Below are 20,037 nucleotides of genomic sequence, written 5' to 3'. Positions count from 1 at the left end.
TTTTGATGAATGTGTCGGCAACGTGCTCGGGGGCTCGGTCAGGCCAGGCCGAGTTCTCTGTCGATGAAGGCGAAGACGTCGTCCGCCGAAGCGGATTCGAGCTGGTCGCGAACCATCTCGCCGGTTCCCTGGAGGTCGGTGAGCCTGCCGACCAGGGCTTGCAGCCGCGAGGTGATCCGGCTGGAGCGGATCTCTTCGATGTCGAGGGAGGTGGCGAGCTCCTCGAAGCGGTCCAGCTCGGTGAGCACGTCGGCCGGGCCTCCGTCGCCGTCCTGGAACAGCTCGGTGCGCAGGAACGCGGCCAGTGCGGCGGGCGTCGCGTAGTCGAACACCATCGTGCTCGGGAGGTTCGCGCCGGTCGCCTCGCTCAGGCGCGAGCGCAGTTCCACGGCGGCGACGGAGTCGAAGCCGAGGTCCTCGAAGGCGCGGGTCGGTTCGAGTTCCGCCGGGGAGTCGTAGCCGAGCAGGGCGGCGACCTTGCCGCGGACCAGGTCGAGCAGGGCGCGGGTCTGCTCCGCCTCCGGCTTGCCGGCCAGCGAGGCCACCAGCGCGGATCCGCCGCCCGCGGCCGCCGGATCGGCGGCGCCGGCGAGGATGTCGCGCACCTCGGGCAGGGCGTCCAGGAGCGGGCGGGGCCGGGCCAGCGTGTACGTGGGGACGAAGCGCTCCCAGTCGAACTCGGCGACCACCAGGTGGCTCTCCTCGTGCTCGATGACCTGGCGCAGGGCGCCGACCGCGATGGAGGGCCGCATGGCGGGCGCGCCGATCCGGCGCATCATCGCGCCGAGTTCGGCGTCGACCATGCCGCCGTCCCACGAGCTCCAGGCGACGGAGGTCACCGTGCGGCCCTGGGCGCGGCGCCGGTGGGCGAGGCCGTCGAGGTGGGCGTTGGCCGCGGCGTAGGCGCTCTGGCCGGCGCTGCCCCATACGGCGGCGCCGGAGGAGAAGAGGACGAACGCGTCCAGCGGGCGGTCGGCGAGGAGTTCGTCGAGGAGGACGGCTCCGGTGACCTTGGCGTGGCCGACCTCTGCGAACTCTTCGAGGGAGAGGTCGGCGAGCGGGGCGATGCGCTGCATGGCGCCGGCCGCGTGGATGACGGCGGTGAGCGGCTGGTCCTCGGGTACGGAGTCCAGGACGCGGGACAGGGAGGCCCGGTCGGTGACGTCGCAGGCCTCGATCGTCACGCGGGCGCCGAGGCCGGTCAGTTCGGCGACGAGCTCGTCGGTGCCGGCGGCGGCGCTGCCGCGGCGGCTGGTGAGCAGCAGGTGCCCGGCGCCCTCGGCGGCGAACGTACGGGCCACGTGGGCGCCGAGGCCGCCGGTGCCGCCCGTGATGAGGACGGTGCCGTGCGGCTGCCAGGTCCGGCGGGGCTCCTGGCCGGCGAGGGGGGCGCGCACGAGGCGGCGTACGAAGACGCCCTGCGGCCGGATCGCGACGGCGTCCTCTCCGGAGGTGCCGGTCAGCAGGGAGCACAGCTGCCGGGCGCTGCCGGCGTCGACGGCGGCGGGCAGGTCGACGATGCCGCCCCAGGTTTGCGGGAGGTCGAGGGCGAGGGATCCGGCGAGGCCCCACAGGGGGGTCTGGGCGACGGCGGTCACCTCGTGGGAGCCGGCCACGGCCGCCGCTTCGGAGGTGGCGAGCCACAGGGGGGCGGCGAGGCCGGCGTCGCCGTGGGCCTGTACCAGGGTGATGGTGGCGGCCAGGCCCCGGGAAAGCACCGGGTGTTCGGGGTACGGCCGCTCGTCGAGGGAGAGCAGCGACAGCACTCCGGCGGCGGTGCGGCCGCGCAGCGCCTCGGTGAGCGCGGCGCGGTCCTGGCCGTCGACCTCGACGGTCTCGGGGGCGGCACCGGCGTCGGCGAGGGCGGCGAGCACGGCGACGACCCGGGGGTCGGCGGCGTCCTGCGGGCTCACGGCGACGATCCAGGTGCCGGTCAGGGCGGCGGCGGGCAGGGCGTCGGGGGCGGGCTGCCACACGACGCGGTAGCGCCAGGAGTCGAGGGTGTACGCGTCGTGGTGGCGGCGGCGCCACTTCGAGAGGGCGGGCAGCACCTCGTGCAGGGGGTCGGCGGCGATCTCCAGCCGGCCGGCGAGCGTGTCGACGTCGGCGTGCTCGACGGCGTCCCAGAAGGCGGTGTCGGCCGGGTCGGCCGCGCCGGCGCCGGTGCCCGCGGCGAGCAGGCCGGGGGTGGCCGGGACGGTGTCGGCCCAGAAGCTGCGGTGCTGGAACGGGTAGGTGGGCAGCGCCAGTCGGCGGGCCGGGCCGCCGAACAGGGCGGTCCAGTCCACGGCGGCGCCGCGGGCGAAGACCTGGGCGACGGCGGCCAGGAGGGTGCGCGCCTCGTCGCGGCCGCGGCGCAGGGCGGGTACCACGGCGACGGCGCCCGCGCCGGTGTCGGCCGTGAGCGAGTCGGCGGCCATCGGGGTGAGCGCGGCGTCCGGGCCCAGTTCGAGGAGGATGCGGGCGCCGTCGGCTTCGAGGGTGCGCAGGGCGTCGGAGAAGCGGACGGCCTCGCGGACGTGGCGGACCCAGTAGTCGGCGCTCTGGAGCTCGCCGGGCCCGGCCGGCCGGCCGGTCAGGTTCGACACGACCGGGATGCGGGCTTCGTTCCAGGTCACGCTCTGCGCGACCTGGCGGAAGTCCTCCAGCATCGGGTCCATGAGCGGGGAGTGGAAGGCGTGCGAGACCCGCAGTTCCTTGGTCTTGCGGCCCTCGTGCCCGAAGTGGGCGGCGATGGCGCGGACGGTGTCCTGCTCGCCGGAGACGACCACCGAGCGGGGCCCGTTGATCGCGGCGATGCCGACGCGCTCGGTGAGGTGGGGGCGGACCTCCTCCTCGGTGGCCTGGATCGCGGCCATGGCGCCGCCGGCGGGCAGGGCCTGCATCAGGCGGCCGCGTGCGGTGACGAGGCGGGCGGCGTCGGCGAGGTCGAGGACGCCGGCGACGTGGGCCGCGGTGATCTCGCCGATGGAGTGGCCGGCCAGCAGGTCCGGGCGCAGGCCCCAGGACCGGACGAGCCGGAACAGGGCGGTCTCGACGGCGAACAGCGCGGGCTGGGCATAGGCGGTGCTGCTCAGCAGCTCCTCGTCGTCACCCCACATCACGTCCTTCAGCGGGGTGTCGAGGTGCGCGTCGAGGGCGGCGGCCGCCTCGTCGAGGGCCTCCGCGAACGCGGGGAAGGCGGCGTGCAGTTCACGGCCCATGCCCAGGCGCTGGGCACCCTGGCCGGAGAAGAGGAAGGCGGTGCGGACGTCGGGTTCGGCGACGGCGCGGGCGGCGTCGGCCGGGGTGTCGCCCTCGGCGAGGGCCGACAGGCCCCGTACGAGCTCGTCGCGGTCGGCGGCGAGCAGGACGGCGCGGTGCTCCAGCGCGGCGCGGGTGGTGGCCAGCGAGAAGCCGAGGTCCCGTACGGGCGCCCCGTCCCCGGCGGTGTCGTCGGCGGCCAGGTGGTCCAGCAGGTTGGCCGCCTGGGCGCGCAGGGCGTCCGCGGTCTTCGCCGACAGCGGCAGCAGCGCCGGGACCGAGGCGTCGGGGGCGGTGTCCGGCGCGGTGGCATCGGCGGCCGGGGCGTCCTCGGCGGGCGCGGCCTCGATGATGACGTGCGCGTTGGTGCCGCTCAGGCCGAACGCGGAGACGGCGGCGCGCCGCGGCTCCCCGTGGTCGGGCCAGGCGACGGCCTCGGTGAGCAGCCTGATGTTGCCGGCCGACCAGTCGACCTTGGGGGTCGGCTCGTCGACGTGCAGGGTCTTGGGCAGGACGCCGTGGCGGATCGCCTCGACCATCTTGATGATGCCGCCGACGCCGGCGGCGGCCTGCGCGTGCCCGATGTTCGACTTGATCGAGCCCAGCCACAGCGGCCGGTCCGCGGGGCGGCCCTTGCCGTACGTGGCGAGCAGCGCCTGCGCCTCGATCGGGTCGCCGAGGGTGGTGCCCGTGCCGTGCGCCTCGACCGCGTCGACCTGGTCGGCGGTCAGCTGCGCGCCGGCCAGGGTCTGCTCGATCAGCCGCTGCTGGGACGGGCCGTTGGGGGCGGTGATGCCATTGGAGGCGCCGTCCTGGTTGATGGCGGAGCCGCGGATGACGGCGAGCACCGGGTGGCCGTTGCGGCGGGCGTCGGAGAGCCGTTCGACGACGAGCATGCCGGCGCCTTCGCCCCAGCCGGTGCCGTCGGCTGCCGCGGCGAAGGACTTGCAGCGGCCGTTGGGGGCGAGGCCCCGCTCCTGGCTGAAGCCGACGAAGGAGGTGGGCGTCGCCATCACGGTCACGCCGCCGGCCAGCGCCAGGCCGCACTCGCCGGCGCGCAGGGCCTTGACCGCCCAGTGGAGGGCGACCAGCGAGGAGGAGCAGGCCGTGTCCACGGTGACCGCGGGGCCCTCCAGGCCGAGGGTGTAGGAGATGCGGCCGGAGGCGATGCTGCCGAGGCCGCCGATCCCACCGTCGGAGGGGTAGTCGTGGTAGACGACGCCGGCGTAGACGCCGGTGCGGCTGCCGCGCAGCGAGAGCGGGTCGATGGTGGCGCGCTCCAGCGCCTCCCAGGAGGTCTCCAGCAGGAGGCGCTGCTGGGGATCGGTCTCCCGCGCCTCCTTGGGGCTGATCTTGAAGAAGTCGGCGTCGAACCGGTCGGCGTCGTGCAGGAAGCCGCCTTCGCGGGCGTACGACTTCCCGGGCGTGCCCGGCTCCGGGTCGTACAGCCCGTCGACGTCCCAGCCGCGGTTGAGGGGGAAGCCGGTGATCCCGTCGCCGCCCGAGGCCACCAGGTCCCACAGGTCCTCGGGGGAACCGATCCCGCCGGGGTAGCGGCAGCTCATCCCGACGATCGCGATCGGCTCGTGCTCGCGGGCCTCGGCCTCCCGCAGGCGCCGCTTGGCACTCTGCAGGTCGGCGGTGGCGCGCTTGAGATAGTCGCGGAGTTTGTCCTGGTCAGGCATCTGAAGTCAACCAATCTGAAGCCAACTGTGGATCGCGGCGGTCGAGGTCTCGCGGGGTCAGAGCCCGAGTTCCCGGTCCAGTGCCTCGAACAGTTCGTCGTCGGTGACCGCCTCGAAGTCCTGCTCCGGGTCGGTCGGTTCGGTGGTGCGGGTGTCCTGCCAGCGGCGCAGTACCGCTTCGAGCCGTGCGGTGATCCGGGCGGGTTCGGCGGCGTCCCGGGCGACGGCCGCGAGGGCCGCGTCCAGCTGGTCCAGGAGCTCGGTCAGGGCCTGCGTCCCGTCGTTCTCGTCGCCCTGCACGGCGGCGGCCAGGTAGCCGGCGACGGCCCGCGACGTCGGGAAGTCGAAGGCCAGGCTCGCCGGGAGGGCGAGACCGGTGGCCGTGCCCAGGCGGCTGCGCAGTTCGACGACGGCCAGCGAGTCGAAGCCGAGCTCCTGGAAGGACTGGTCGGCGGCCACGGCGTCGGCCGACGCGTGGCCGAGCAGCCCGGCGACGTGCGAGCGCACCACCTCCAGGAACACCCGCTCCCGCTCCTGCGGGTCCAGTCCGGTCAGCCGCCGCCGCAACTGGTCGGCCTCGTCGGTGCCGCCGCGGCCCTGCCGGCCGGCGGGGGTCCGTACGAAGCCGGACAGGACGGCCGGTACGCGGCCGGTGGCCGAGCGCAGCGTTCCCCGGTCGAGGTCGAGGGCGGTCAGGTCGGCCTCGCCGGTGCGCAGCGCCTCGTCGAGCAGCGTCAGTCCGCGGTCGGCGCCGAGGGCGGGCAGGCCGAGCGAAGCCAGCAGGCCCTGCTGTTCGGCGGGTTCGGCGGCGGCCTCCCACGGCCCGAACGCCAAGGCCGTCGCGGCCAGTCCGAGGCCGTGGCGGTGCCGGGCGAGCGCGCTGAGGAAGGTGGCCGCGGCGGCCCGCGCACCCTGTCCGGCGCCGTGCATCAGCCCGGCGGAGGAGGACAGCAGCAGGAACGCCGCGGGACGGTCGTCGCGGGTGAGCTCGTGCAGGTTCCACGCCGCGTCGGCGGTGCACCGCAGGGCCTCGTCCAGCGCGCGTGCCGCCCCGGCGTCGATGACGGCTCCCCCGGCCGGGGCATCAACGTGCACCACCGCGACGAGCGGGTGCTCGGCGGGAACGGCGGCCAGCAGCGCGGAGAGCGCGGAGCGGTCGGCGGGATCGCAGTCGGCGGTGTCGACGGTCACCGGGAGGCCGGCGAACTCGGCGGCGAGAGCGGCGGGGCCGTCCGCACCGTGCGGGTCCGTGCCGGTGGCGGCCGGCGCACGGACGAGCAGCAGGCGGGTGGCGCCGTACTCGGTCACCAGCCGGCGTGCCACGACCGCACCGGCGGCGGACGCGGCGCCGGTCACCAGGACCGTGCCGGCCAGCTGCGGCCGGTCCCCCTGCGGGGCGGCGGCCTTGGCGAGCCGCGGTACGAGGACGGTGCCGGCCCGGATCGCGAACTCGGTCAGTCCGGCGCCGAGGGCCCCGGGCAGCGCCTGCCGGGACGCCTCGGTGTCGTCGAGGTCGGCCAGCACGAACCGGCTGGGCTGCTCGCTCTGTGCGGCCCGCACCAGACCCCAGACCGGGGCCTGGGCGAGGTCGGCGCTCTCGTCGTCGCGGACCGCGACGGCGCCGCGGGTGACGACGGTCAGGGGTGCGGCCTGCTCCTCGTCGAGCCACTGCGTCAGCCGGGTCAAGGTCGCCGCGGCCACGGCACGGGCCCGGGCGGCCGCGTCGGTGTCGGCGGCCCCCTCGGGTACGGGGCACTCGAACAGGACGGACGCGTCCTGCGCCGGGCCGGCGCCGGCGGGGGCTTGGCCCCAGGTCAGCCGGTACAGGGCGCCGGGCTGTTCGCCGGTGCGCAGTTCGTCCGCCGAGACGGTCCGCTGGGTGACCGCGGCCGCCGACAGGACGGGACGGCCCTCTGCGTCGGCCGCTTCGAGGGCGAGCGTGCCCTGGGCGTCGCGGCTGATGCGGACGCGGAGGGCTCCGGCGCCCGTCCGGTGCACCTGGAGGTCGGTCCAGGAGGCGGTGGCCCGCGGGGCCGGAGCCCCGGTGTCGAGCCGGTCGAGCCCTTCGAGCCGGTCGAGGTGCAGGGCCGCGTCGAGCAGGGCGGGGTGGACGGTGAACCGGTCGGCCGCGGCCTCGCCGGAGCCCGCGTCGGCGGGCAGCGCGATCTCGGCGAACAGCTCGTCGCCGCGCCGCCAGGCCGCGGACAGGCCCTGGAAGACGGGGCCGTACCCGTACCCGCCGGCGAGGAGCCGCTCGTACGCGTCGGCGACCGCGACGGGCGCGGCGCCGGCGGGCGGCCAGGCCGAGAGGTCGGCGGGGGCGGAGGCGGGGCCGAAAGGCTGTGCGGCGCCGTCGGCGAGGGTGCCTTCGGCGTGCAGGGTCCAGGCGGTGTCCCCGGCGGCCTCGCCGTCCTCGGCTCGGGAGTACACGCTCACCGTGCGCAGCGCGTCTTCGCCGGGGGCGCCCACCACCACGTGGAGGGGGACGCCGCCCTGCTCGGGCAGCGGCAGCGGGGCGTGCAGGGTCAGGCCGGCCAGCCGGTCGCAGCCGAAGTCCGCTCCGGCGCGCAGGGCCAGTTCGACGAAGCCCGTGGCCGGGAAGACGACCGTGCCCAGCAGGTCGTGGTCCTCCAGCCAGGGCTGGGCGGAGCGCGCGGGGCGGCCGGTGAAGGTCGCCCCGCCCGTGCCGGGGGCGGGGACGACCGCGCTCAGCAGCGGGTGGTCCACTGCGTCGAGGCCGAGCGAGCCGGCGTCCCCGCCGCGGCGCTCGTCGAGCGCCCAGAAGCGGTCGCGGCGGAAGGCGTACGTCGGCAGCTCGATGCGCTGCGCGCCGCTGCCCGCGAAGAAGGCGGGCCAATCGACATCGACGCCGTGGGTGTGGGCCTGCGCGACGGCGGCCACGAGGGTGTGCTCCTCGTCGCGTTCGCGCCGCGACAGCGCCAGGAACACCGGGGCGGTGTCGCCGATGGCCGTGGTGTCGGTGAGGCAGGCGGGGCCGAGGCCGGCGAGGACGGCGTCGGGGCCGACCTCGACGAAGGCGGTGGCTCCGGCGTCGGCGAGGGCGCGCACGCCGTCGCCGAAGCGGACGGCCTGGCGGACGTGGCGGACCCAGTACTGCGGGTCGGCGATCTCCTCGGCGCTCATGATGCGGCCGGTCACGTTCGAGACGAGCGGGATCAGGGGCCCTGCCGGGGAGAGTCCGGCCGCGACGGCGCTGAACTCGGCGAGCATCGGGTCCATCAGCGGCGAGTGGAAGGCGTGCGAGACGCGCAGCCGGGAGGTCTTGCGGCCCAGGGCCGCGAAGTGCTCCCGGATCGCCCCGACGGCGTCCTCGGCGCCGGAGACGACCACCGACTGCGGGCCGTTGACCGCGCCGATGCTCACCGTGTCGGTCAGCAGCGGCAGCACCTCGTCCTCGGAGGCCTGGACGGCCAGCATGGCTCCGCCCTCGGGCAGGGCCTGCATCAGCCGGCCCCGGGCGGCGACCAGCTTCGCCGCATCGGCCAGGGACAGCACGCCCGAGACGTGGGCGGCGACCAGTTCGCCGATGGAGTGCCCGGCGAGGAAGTCCGGGCGGACCCCCCATGACTCCAGCAGCCGGAACAGGGCGGTCTCGAAGGCGAACAGCCCGGCCTGGGTGTGGACGGTACGGCTGAGCTCCTGGGCGTCCTCACCCCAGACGACCTCGCGCAGCGGCCGGTCCAGGTGCCGGTCCAGCTCCGCGACGGCAGCGTCGAAGGCTTGGGCGAACACCGGGAAGGCGGCGTGCAGTTCACGTCCCATTCCGGGACGCTGGGCGCCCTGGCCGGAGAACAGGAAGGCGGTCAGTCCGCCGGTGGCGGCCCGGACGGCGGGCACGGCGGCGGGGGCACCGGAGGCGAGCGCGGCCAGCGCCTGGCGAGCCTGCTCGCGGTCGGTCGCGATCAGCGCGGCCCGCTGCTCCATGGGCGCCCGGGTGGTCGCCAGGGAGAACCCGATGTCGCGCGGTTCGGCGGCGGGCAGCGCGTCGAGGTGCTCCAGCAGCCGCCCGGCCTGCCGCGCAAGGCCCTCCGCGTCCCGCGCGGACAACACCCACGGCACGACCCGCGTCCCACCGGCGGCACCGGCGCCACCGGAGGCTCCGGCAGATGCCACGGCCCCCGGCGCGTCCGCGGCATCCGGCGCAACGGAAGCAGCCGGGGCGGCCGGGGCGGCAGCCGTCTCCGGGGCTTCCAGGATGACGTGCGCGTTGGTGCCGCTGATGCCGAAGGAGGACACGCCGGCCCGGCGCGGCCGGTCCGACTCGGGCCACTTGCGGGCCTCGTCGAGGAGGCGGACGGCACCCGCCTCCCAGTCGACCTGGGCCGACGGAGCGTCCAGGTGCAGCGACTTCGGCATGATGCCGGTCTGTAGGGCCTGCACCACCTTGATGACTCCGGCGACGCCCGCGGCGGCCTGGGTGTGCCCGATGTTCGACTTGATGGACCCCAGCCACAGCGGATCGGCGGCGCCGCGGTCCTGCCCGTACGTCGCGAGCAGCGCCTGGGCCTCGATCGGGTCGCCGAGGGTGGTGCCCGTGCCGTGCGCCTCGACGAGGTCGACGTCGGCGGTGGACAGGCCCGCGTTGGCGAGGGCCTGGCGGATGACCCGCTGCTGGGAGGGGCCGTTCGGCGCCATCAGGCCGTTGCTCGCGCCGTCCTGGTTGACGGCGCTGCCGCGCAGGACCGCGAGGACCCGGTGCCCGTTGCGGCGGGCGTCCGACAGGCGCTCGATCACGAGGACGCCGACGCCCTCGGACCATGCGGCGCCGTCGGCGGCGGCGGAGAACGACTTGCACCGGCCGTCCTTGGACAGGCCGCGCTGCCGGGAGAACTCCACGAAGGTCTCCGTGGAGGACATCACGGTCACGCCGCCGACCAGGGCCAGCGGGCATTCGCCGGACCGCAGGGCCTGCGCCGCGAGGTGCAGGGCGACCAGCGAGGACGAGCAGGCGGTGTCCACCGTCACGGACGGGCCTTCGAGGCCGAACGTGTAGGAGACGCGGCCCGAACCGAGCGAGCCGGCGGCACTGTTGCCCGTGTAGTCGTGGTACATGATCCCGGCGAACACGCCGGTCGACGTGCCCTTCAGCGAGGCCTGGTCGATCGCCGCGCGCTCCAGCGCCTCGTAGGCGACCTCCAGCAGCAGCCGGTGCTGCGGGTCCGTGGTCAGGGCGTCGTTCGGGCTCATGCCGAAGAACGCCGGGTCGAACTCGTCGGCGTCGTGCAGGAAGCCGCCGTGGCGCACGTACACCTTGCCGGGGGTGCCCGGCTCGGGGTCGTACAGCCCGTCGATGTCCCAGCCGCGGTTGACGGGGAACTCGGTGATCGCGTCGACCTCGTCCTCGACGAGGTTCCACAGGTCCTCGGGGGAACGGACGCCGCCCGGGTAGCGGCAGGCCATGCCGACGATCACGATCGGGTCGTCGCCGTCGGCCGCCGGGCCCGCGGTGGCGGTGGCGGGCGTGGCGGTGGCGGCGGAGCCGGCGAGCAGCGTGTCGAGGTGGTCGGCGACCGCCTGGGCGTTCGGGTGGTCGAAGACGAGGGTCGGGGTCAGCCGCAGCCCGGTCGCAGTGGTGAGCTGGTTGCGCAGTTCCAGTGCGGTCAGCGAGTCGAAGCCCAGCTCGTTGAAGGCGCGGTCGGGACCGACCTCGGCCGTGGAGGAGTGCCCCAGGATCGAGGCGACCTGGCCGCGTACGAGGTCCAGGAGGGCGCGGCGGCGCTCCTTCTGCGGCAGCGCGGCGAGCACCTGGCCCTGCGTGGCGCTGCGGGCACCGGTCCGGGCCGCGGCGCGGGCGCGCCGGCGGACCAGCGCGGAGAACTGCGCGGGCAGGTCGTCGGCGGCGCGCAGGGCGGCGAGGTCCAGTGCGAGCGGCAGCAGGACGGGATCGGCGGACGTGGTGGCGGCTTGGAACAGGGCGAGGCCGGCGGCGGCGGACAGCGCGCCGATGCCGGAGCGCCGCATGCGCTGGAGGTCGGTGTTGTTCAGCTCCTCCGCCATGCCGTCGCCGCTGACGGAGCCGGCGTCGCCCTCGGTGGCCCACAGGCCCCAGGCGAGCGACTGGCCGGAAAGCCCCTCGGCGCGGCGCCGGGCGGCGAGGGCGTCGAGGAAGGCGTTGCCCGCGGCGTAGTTGCCCTGGCCCGGGTTGCCGAGGACGCCGGCGACCGAGGAGAACAGCACGAACGCGGTCAGGTCCCGGCCCCGGGTCAGCTCGTGGAGGTTCCACGCGGCGTCGACCTTGGGGCGCAGCGCCCCGGCGAGCAGTTCGGGGGTGAGCGAGCCGATGGTGACGTCGCCGAGGACACCGGCGAGGTGGATCACCGCGGAGACGCGGTGTCGGGCGAGCAGGTCGCGTGCCTCGGCGGGGTCGGCGAGGTCGCAGGCGCTGATGGTGACGTCGGCGCCCAGGGCGGTGAGTTCGGCGTGCAGGGCGTCGGCGCCGGGGGCCTCGGGGCCGCGCCGGCTGACCAGCAGCAGTTCGCGCACGCCGTGCACGGTCACGAGGTGGCGTGCCACCAGGTGCCCCAGGGTGCCGGTGCCTCCGGCGAGCAGGACGGCGCCCGGGCCGTCGAAGCGAAGCGTTTCGTCCGCGGTGGCGGCGGCCGTGGCGCGCACCAGGCGCGGGGCGAACAGCGCACCGCCCCGTACGACGACCTCGGGCTCGGCCGCGGCCAGGATCACGGCGGGATCCAGCGTGGACTCCGGGGCGCCGGGTTCGAGGTCGGCGAGGACGATCCGGCCGGGGTTCTCGGCCTGGGCCGAACGCATCAGGCCGCGGACCGCGGCACCGGCCAGGTCCGTGACGCCTTCGCCGGGCGCGGCGACCGCGCCGCGGGTGACCACGAGCAGGCGGGAGTCGGCGAACCGCTCGTCCGCGAGCCACTCCTGTACGCGGGCCAGGGCCCGTGCGGTGGCCGCGTGCACGTGGGCGGCGGTGTCCTCGGAAGTGCCGTCGGCCGCGCCGGCGTCCGTGTCGGCGTCCGTGTCGTCGAGGACCAGTACGTCCTGCGCGGGCCGGGTGCGGTCGTCCGCCTCCCACCGGCCCCAGGTCAGCGGGGCGGCAGCGGCGGCAGCGGCGAGCGGCTGGAGTTCGACGGCGAACAGCGCGCCGCCCGGGACGGCCCCGCCGGCTGCCTCCGCCACGGCACCGGGCCGGGAGACCAGTGACTCGACGGAGAATACGGGCAGGCCCTCCGCGTCGGCGCCGTCCAGGGTGATGGCGTCGGGGCCGGAGGGGGCGATCCGCACCCGCAGCCGGGTCGCCCCGACGGCGTGGAAGCGCACGCCCTTCCAGGCGAACGGCAGCAGCACACCGGAGGCGCCGTTGGAGTCGCCCGCGGCGCCGCCCGGGCCGTCGTCGAGGAGCGAGCCGTGCAGGGCCGCGTCCAGGAGCGCGGGGTGGACGCCGAAGCGGGCCGCGTCCTCGTGCGCCTGCTCGGGCAGTTCGACCTCGGCGAAGACCGCGTCGCCCTGCCGCCAGGCGGCCTGGAGGCCCTGGAACACCGGCCCGTAGTGGTAGCCGCGCTCCTGGAGCAGTTCGTACGCGTCGTCCAGGGGCACCTCGGCGGCGCCGGCGGGCGGCCACTCGGTGAGGTCAGCGCCGGACGCGACGGGCGCCGTTCCGAGGAGGCCCTGGGCGTGCAGCAGCCAGGGGGTGTCGGGCTGCGCGTCCTGGGGCCGGGAGTGGATGAGCACGGTCCGGCGGCCCAGCTCGTCGGCGCCGGAGACGGAGACCTGGAGGGCGACGCCGCCGTGGTCGGGCAGGACGAGGGGGGCCTGGAGGATGAGCTCTTCCAGGGTGGTGTGGCCGACCTGCTCGCCCGCGTACAGGGCGAGTTCGACGAACCCGGTGCCGGGCAGGAGCACGGCGCCGAGGACGTCGTGGTCGGCCAGCCAGGCCTGGGCGTCGACGGCGAGCCGGCCGGTGAAGGTCACCCCGTCCGTGTCGGGGGAGGCGATGACCGCGCCGAGCAGCGGGTGGTCAGCGGGCGCGAGGCCGAAGGCGGAGGCGTCGCCGCCGCCCGAGAGATCGGCGATCATCCAGTACCGCTCGCGCTGGAAGGCGTACGTCGGCAGCGCGACCGCCTCTGCGCCGCTCCCGGCGTAGAAGGCCGTCCAGTCGATCGGGGTGCCGGTGGTGTGGAGGCGGGCCAGCGCCGTCAGGAGGGTGCGCGCCTCGGGGCGGTTCTTGCGGACGGCGGGCTCGACGACCGCGTCGTCGCCGTCGAGGGTGCTCCGGGTGAGGGCGGTCAGGATCGCGTCGGGGCCGAGCTCCAGGAACGTCTGGACGCCCTTCGCGGCCAGGTGCTGGACGGTGTCGGAGAAGCGGACGGCTTCGCGCAGGTGGCGGGTCCAGTACTCCGGGGTGCCCCAGTCCTCGCTGAGTTCGCCGTGGACGCCGGAGACCACCGGGATCCGGGCGGGTACGTAGGTCACGGACTCGGCGACGGCCCGGAACTCGGCGAGGACCGGGTCCATCAGCGGCGAGTGGAAGGCGTGCGAAACCCGCAGCCGGGTCGTCTTGCGGCCCTGCTCCGTGAACGCGCCCCGGATCGCCTCGACGGCCTCCTCGGTGCCGGAAACCACGATCGAACGCGGGCTGTTGATCGCGGCGATGCCGACGGAGTCGGTGAGGTGCGGGAGGATTTCCTCCTCGGTGGCCTCGATCGCCGCCATCGCGCCGCCCGCCGGCAGCGCCTGCATCAGACGACCGCGCGCCGTGACCAGACGGGCCGCATCCTCCAGCGAGAGGACCCCGGAGGCGTGCGCTGCGCTGATCTCACCGATGGAGTGCCCGGCCAGGAAGTCCGGACGCACACCCCACGACTCCACCAGCCGGAACAGGGCCGTCTCGATCGCGAAGAGGGCGGGCTGCGTGAACGCGGTGTTGTTCAGCAGGGCCTCGTCCTCACCCCACATCACCTCGTAGAGGGGGGTGTCCAGGTGCCCGTCCAACGCCCCGACCACGGCATCGAGGGCGGCGGCGAACACCGGGAACGCGGCATGCAGTTCACGACCCATGCCCAAACGCTGCGCACCCTGACCCGTGAACAGGAAGGCCGAGCGGCCCTCGCGCACGACGCCCTGCACCGCACCCGCCGCCGTGCCTTCCGCCAGTGCCGACAGTCCCGCGAGGAGCTCCTCGCGGTCCGCGCCGACGACGACGGCCCGGTGCTCGTGCGGCGTGCGGGTCGTGGCCGCGGAGAACCCGAGGTCGGTGAGGGACGTGTCCGGGTGCCCGGTGACGTGCGCGTGCAGCCGTCCGGCCTGTTCGGCCAGCGCCTTCGGCGAACGGCCCGACAGGGCGACGGGGACCAGCGGCAGTTCGCGGATCTCGCCCTCGGGCTCGGCCACGTCGGCGGCCGGGGCCTCTTCGACGATGACGTGGGCGTTCGTACCGCTGAGGCCGAAGGAGGAGATGCCCGCGCGGCGCGGGCGCTCGCCCGCCGGCCAGGCGACCGGCTCGGTCAGCAGCTTGACGTTGCCCGCGGTCCAGTCGACGTGCGGGGTCGGGTCCTCGGCGTACAGGGTCTTGGGCAGGACGCCGTGGCGCAGCGCCTGCACCATCTTGATGACGCCGCCGACGCCGGCCGCGGCCTGCGTGTGGGCGAGGTTGGACTTCAGGGAGCCGAGCCACAGCGGCTTGTCCGCGTCGCGGTCCTGACCGTAGGTGGCCAGCAGTGCCTGCGCCTCGATCGGGTCGCCGAGGCGGGTGCCGGTGCCGTGGGCCTCCACGGCGTCGACGTCGGCGATGGTCAGGCCGGCGTTCTCCAGGGCGCTGCGGATCACGCGCTGCTGGGACGGCCCGTTGGGGGCGGTCATGCTGCTGGAGGCGCCGTCCTGGTTGACGGCGCTGCCGCGGATGACGGCCAGCACCTGGTGGCCGTTGCGGCGGGCGTCGGAGAGCCGTTCCAGGACGAGGACGCCGACGCCCTCGGAGCAGCCGGTGCCGTCGGCGTCCGAGGCGAACGGCTTGCAGCGGCCGTCGGCGGCCATGCCGCGCTGGTGGCTGAAGTAGAGGAACATGTCCGGCTCGGTCATCACCGTGACGCCGCCGGCCAGGGCGAGCGTGGACTCGCCGGAGTTCAGGGACTGCGCGGCGAGGTGCAGGGCGACGAGGGACGAGGAGCAGGCCGTGTCGATGGTGACGGCCGGGCCCTCCAGGCCCAGGCTGAACGCGATGCGGCCGGTGACCAGGCTGCCGCCGGTGGTGGCCGCGGCTTCGGTGCCCAGCGCGTAGTCGTGGTACATCACGCCGCCGAAGACGCCGGTCTTCGTGCCGCGGAGGGTGTGCGGGGCGATGCCCGCGTTCTCGACGGCCTCCCAGGAGGTCTCCAGCAGCAGCCGCTGCTGGGGGTCGAGCGCCAGGGCCTCGCGCGGGGAGATCCCGAACAGGCCCGCGTCGAAGTCGCCGGCGTCGTAGAGGAAGCCGCCCTCGCGCGTGATGGTCCGTCCGGGCTTGCCCGGCTCGGGGTCGTACAGGGCGTCGGTGTTCCAGCCGCGGTCCGTGGGGAACGCGGAGACGCCGTCGCGGCCCTCGGCCACGAGCTGCCACAGCTCGTCCGGGGAGGTGACACCGCCGGGGTAGCGGCAGGCCATGCCCACGACCGCGATCGGCTCACCGGACGACTTGCGCTCCGCGGCAGCGAGCCGTTTGCGGGCTTCACGCAAGTCGGTGGTAGCCCGGCGTAGATACCCGAGAAGCTTCTCCTCGTTGCTCACCGAGCACACCCTCCTATGCCATTCGACGACGCCGGGGCGAGATGCGGATTCCGTGCACTCGGGGGCAGGAATTCCGACCCTGCGCCGAATCGGCACGTACGTTCCACAAACTCGCAACGGACTGAGATCTCTCGAAAATTACTTCGGCGAAGGGTGGTCCGCCCACCCCTGAGCACCGCCCCGGGCCCCCTAGGATCACTGCCGCCCCACCCCTCCCCGGTGGGGAGGGGCCCGAGTTCGCCCCCGTCTCCGGCCGGACCCCTTGGCGCGGGCAACGGCATACCAGGGGTCGGCTTAGGGGTGGCTAGGGGTAGCTCCGGGGCAAATCGCTCCGTTAGCGTTCAGGGCGGAAACTCTGACGAGGGTCAGACGAATCGTCCACCGGAAATACGCTCGCTTTCAAGGATAAAAAATGCCTGACAAAGGCCCGGCGTTAGCAGTCCGAACCGGCGATCAGTTTTCCGTGCAGGATCTCACTCATATCAATTCCAACGAGCGCCTGGGGTACCGCACCCCGAGGCGCTCACGCTGTCTTCCGCCGCTCCACGCAGGACCCGTTCCCGCTTCCACCGCTCGCGGCGCAACCCCCCACCCCACCCTCCACCCCCCAACGAGTACGTGACACGCAAGTGCGTACCTGATACGCTCTGCGTGCCGCGTACGCCGAGAGGATATGGACGATTGCCATGACGGAACTGAAGCCCAAGGCAGGAACGAAGGAGTGGATCGGCCTAGGAGTGATCGTCCTGGTCACCCTGCTGGTCTCTGTCGATGTATCCGTGCTGGGATTCGCGATCGCGCCGCTGAGCGAGGACATCTCGCCCACCGCCTCGCAGCTGCTGTGGATCATGGACATCTACAGCTTCGTCCTGGCCGGCACCCTGGTCACCGTCGGCTGGCTGGGCGACCGCATCGGCCGCCGCAAGCTGCTGCTGATCGGTGCCGCCCTGTTCGGCGTGGCCTCCGCCCTCGCCGCCTTCTCCACCAGCCCTGAGATGCTCATCGCCTCGCGGGCCCTGCTCGGCCTCGCCGCGTCGACCCTGACGCCGACGTCGCTGGCGCTGATCCGCAACATGTTCCACGACTCCAAGGAGCGCAAGACCGCCATCGCGGCCTGGGGTGGCACGCTCACCTCGGGTGCCGCCATCGGCCCCATCGTCGGCGGCCTCCTGCTGGACAACTTCTGGTGGGGCTCGGTCTTCCTGATCAACACCCCGGTGATGGTCCTGGTCCTGCTCTCGGCCCCGTTCCTGCTGCCCGAGTACCGCGACCCGAACCGCGGCAAGCTCGACCTGCTGAGCACCGTGCTCTCCCTGGCCGGCGTCATGGCGCTGATCTACGGGTTCAAGGAGCTCGTCATCGAGGGCTACAGCCAGAGCGCGGCCGTCTGGGCCGCGGTCGGCGCCCTCCTGGTCGTCGCCTTCGTGATCCGCCAGAAGACCACGGCCAACCCGATGATCAACATCTCGCTGTTCCGCAGCGGCGGCTTCAGCGGCGCGGTCATCGTCAACCTCATGGTGGCGTTCGCCCTCATGGGCAGCAGCGTCCTGACCAACCAGTACCTCCAGCTGGTGCTCGGCTACTCCCCGCTCAAGGCCTCGCTGTGGTCGCTGGCCCCGATGCCCGCCATCGGTGTCGCGGTCGCCCTGTCGGCCTCGCTCGGCCGCAAGGTCCGCCCGGCCGTGCTCATCGGCTCCGCCCTGGTCATCATGGCCGCCGGCTTCGGCGTCCTGACCATGGTCGAGGTCGACTCCAACATCGCGGTCGTCCTCGTCGGCGTCGGCCTGCTGGCCGGCGGCATGGTGGCGTCGAAGACGCTGGCCGCCGAGATCGTGGTCACCTCGGCCCCGCCGGAGCAGGCCGGTTCCTCGGTGGCGACCTCCGAGACCTTCACCGAGTTCGGCATCGCCTTCGGCTTCGCCTCGCTCGGCTCCATCGGCTCCGCCGTCTACCGCGACGACATGGCCAAGGTCAGCCCCGAGGGCGTCACCGGCTCGGCGCTCGACTCGCTGCGCAGCACCATCGGCGGTGCGGCCGACGTGGCCGCCCACCAGTCGCAGCAGATCGGCGCCCAGGTGATCGACGCGAGCCGGGAGGCCTTCACGCACGGCCTCCAGGTGGCCTCGCTCGTCGGTGCGGGCCTGATGCTCCTCACCGCCCTGATCGCCGCCCTCCTGCTCCGCAAGACCCCGATCGAGGCGGCACTGCCCGGCTCGGTCGAGGCCGCCCAGTCGCAGGAGCCCCAGCACATCCCGACCACCGCGGGTGCGGCTTCCACCCCCGCCGCCGCACCGCACTCTTCGGTCGCCTATCACTGATCGACGACAGGCCCCGAAGGGCACGAAAGACGTCCGCCCCGACCACCAGAAGGTGGTCGGGGCGGACGTCTTTCGTGCCCGGACTCGCTGGACTGCGACGGCGGTTCACGGTGTGGCGACGACACCACGGTCGCTACGGGGAAGCTGTCCATCGAGCAAGCGGGCGAGGTCGTCACACGGCTTGTGGACGAAACACCGTGGCTTCAACGCGCGCTCGCCTCGCAGCTCGTGGAACAGCGCTACGCCTGCTCGGCGGCTCCATCGTCATGCTTCTGTGGCCCCGAACGCCCCTCGATGTCATACCACTTCGTGCTGTCCGAGGCCGATGTCCCGCACAGGTCACACAGCTCCGTCTCGGGTTCGACGTCCTGGTCGACCGGCTCTTCGCCCTCGTCACCGTTCCCACATCGCCACCGTGCGCTGCCGCTCCGGCGACGGGCAGGGGCTGGAAGGTGGATCGCGGCGCGCCGTGACGGTGTGTCTGGAGGACCGACACGGACGGGTGTGACTTGATCGTCGGAGGTCCTGCACAGGGACCGGAATATCAAACCCTTCCGCGGTGCCCTGGTTTCGGCATCCCTTCTCAAGGAGTCCCGAGCGTGAGACTGAGCCTGCAACGTGCGGCATCCCAGCGACGTGGAGCCGCAGCCACAGCCGAGAGGCTACGGCGCCCGGCCCGGCGTGCTGCTCTCCTGCTCGCCACGACGGCGCTGCCGGCGGCGCTGGTGGTCCCCATGGCCACGCCCGCCGAGGCGGCGCCCGTGACCGTTACCTTCAACGCCGGCGCCAACCAGCCGTTCGACGTCCCGTCCGGCGTCACCCAGCTGACCATCACCGCCACCGGCGCCGCAGGCGAGAACGCACCCGACGGAGGCGCGGGCGGGACCGGCGACACCGTCACCGGCACCGTCACCGTGCCGTCGGGCACCACCACGCTCTACGTCAACGTCGCCACGGGCGGGGGCGCGGGCGGCGGACCGGGGACTGCGGGCGGTGGTTCCAGCGACGTCCGCACCTGCAGCTCGGCCGGCCCCGGCTGCACCCTGACCGGCGTCGCCGCCACCGACCCCCGCCTGATCGTCGCGGGCGGCGGAGGCGGCGGGGGGAACGGCATCAGCGGATTTCCCCCCACCATTGGGGCCACCGGAGGAAACGCCGGCACCACCGGTCAGACCGGCGGCAGCGGCGGCGCCGGGGGCGGCGGGGGCGGAACCCAGACGACCGCCGGCTCCGGCGGAGCCACATGTACCCTCAGCCCCGGTTCGCCGGGCACCCCCGGCGCAGAGGGGGTCGGCGGCACCGGCGGAGCCAGCTTCGCCGCAGGCGGCGGCGGAGCCGGCTGGTTCGGCGGCGGCGGAGGCGGGGGCTGCGGCACCCTCCAAATCGGTGGTGTGCAGGGGCCCGGTGGTGGCGGCGGCGGATCGGACCACGTTCCGACGGGTGGCACCTCCGCACCCGCGACCGGAGCGGCCGTGGTGACCATCACCTACGAAGCCGGGAGCACCGGGGGAGGCGGCGTGTCGATCCTGCCCATCAACCTCAGCGGCATCCTCCCGATGTTCAACAACATCAGCATCAACAACAACATCAAGAGCCCCGGCGCCACGAACAACACCACACAGGATTTCAACCTGAATGCACCCTGAGCATCCATCCGTCTGATGCGGGGCCAATGACAGCTCGCGGTTTCTCGCGAGCACAGCAGGCACACCTGATCAGCGGCTACCCATGGCGGTCTCGGCGGACACCGTCGCGACCGCCATGGGTATTTCGGTCCGTCATCTGCGTCGCGCTTCCACGAGCAGGTACCCGAGGCTTTTCAGGCGCGGGGCAGCGCGGCGGGGCAGGACGCCTGACACCGTCACGGCCGCGTGACATGACTCGGCATGAGCCGGCGCCCACCGCTCGATCCGCGTATCGGCGATGCCGGGGAAGACCTCGCCGAGTGTCTGTGTCACCTGCTCCTGGGTGATCGTCACCGTGTCCGGCGTCGCGATCCGCGGCGTCTGCTGGTCCGCGAGGGCGTCCAGTGAGGCATTAGCGCAGCCCAC

At 74.1% G+C, this 20,037-nt stretch carries 4 protein-coding genes and 1 pseudogene; 2 read left to right on the top strand and 3 right to left on the bottom strand.

What is annotated here, in order from left to right; genetic code table 11:
• Positions 1 to 38 precede the first annotated feature (38 nt).
• The gene (locus OHA65_RS36715) at positions 39 to 4,928 is read right to left on the bottom strand and encodes a type I polyketide synthase (protein ID WP_331736295.1); all 4,890 of its coding nucleotides are present in this window, start codon (positions 4,926 to 4,928) and stop codon (positions 39 to 41) included.
• Between the two features lie 57 nt (positions 4,929 to 4,985).
• A pseudogene (locus tag OHA65_RS36710) lies at positions 4,986 to 15,650 on the bottom strand (beta-ketoacyl synthase N-terminal-like domain-containing protein); the annotation flags it as partial.
• 704 nt (positions 15,651 to 16,354) lie between these two features.
• On the opposite strand from OHA65_RS36710, the gene OHA65_RS36705 reads away from it, so the two are divergent.
• Complete coding sequence (locus tag OHA65_RS36705; RefSeq protein WP_327286173.1) at positions 16,355 to 17,986, top strand: MFS transporter; 1,632 nt, start codon at positions 16,355 to 16,357, stop codon at positions 17,984 to 17,986.
• 734 nt (positions 17,987 to 18,720) lie between these two features.
• Positions 18,721 to 19,632, top strand: a complete 912-nt coding sequence (locus tag OHA65_RS36700) for a hypothetical protein (protein ID WP_331736290.1) — start codon at positions 18,721 to 18,723, stop codon at positions 19,630 to 19,632.
• 132 nt (positions 19,633 to 19,764) lie between these two features.
• On the opposite strand, the gene OHA65_RS36695 is transcribed toward OHA65_RS36700, so the two are convergent.
• On the bottom strand, positions 19,765 to 19,965 hold the full coding sequence (locus OHA65_RS36695) for a hypothetical protein (RefSeq protein WP_405763543.1): 201 nt from the start codon (positions 19,963 to 19,965) through the stop codon (positions 19,765 to 19,767).
• Positions 19,966 to 20,037: the final 72 nt, after the last annotated feature.

The organism is Streptomyces sp. NBC_00045 (assembly GCF_045041095.1).
Classification (GTDB): Bacteria; Actinomycetota; Actinomycetes; order Streptomycetales; family Streptomycetaceae; genus Streptomyces.
Note: the sequence above shows the minus strand (reverse complement) of the source record. Positions and strands in the feature narration are given on the sequence as shown.

What these genes read in the sequence shown, in the direction of transcription:
- OHA65_RS36705 (WP_327286173.1), top strand. Translation starts at nt 16,355, where the DNA reads ATGACGGAACTGAAGCCCAAGGCAGGAACGAAGGAGTGGATCGGCCTA.
- OHA65_RS36715 (WP_331736295.1), bottom strand. Translation starts at nt 4,928, where the DNA reads ATGCCTGACCAGGACAAACTCCGCGACTATCTCAAGCGCGCCACCGCC.
- OHA65_RS36700 (WP_331736290.1), top strand. Translation starts at nt 18,721, where the DNA reads ATGGCCACGCCCGCCGAGGCGGCGCCCGTGACCGTTACCTTCAACGCC.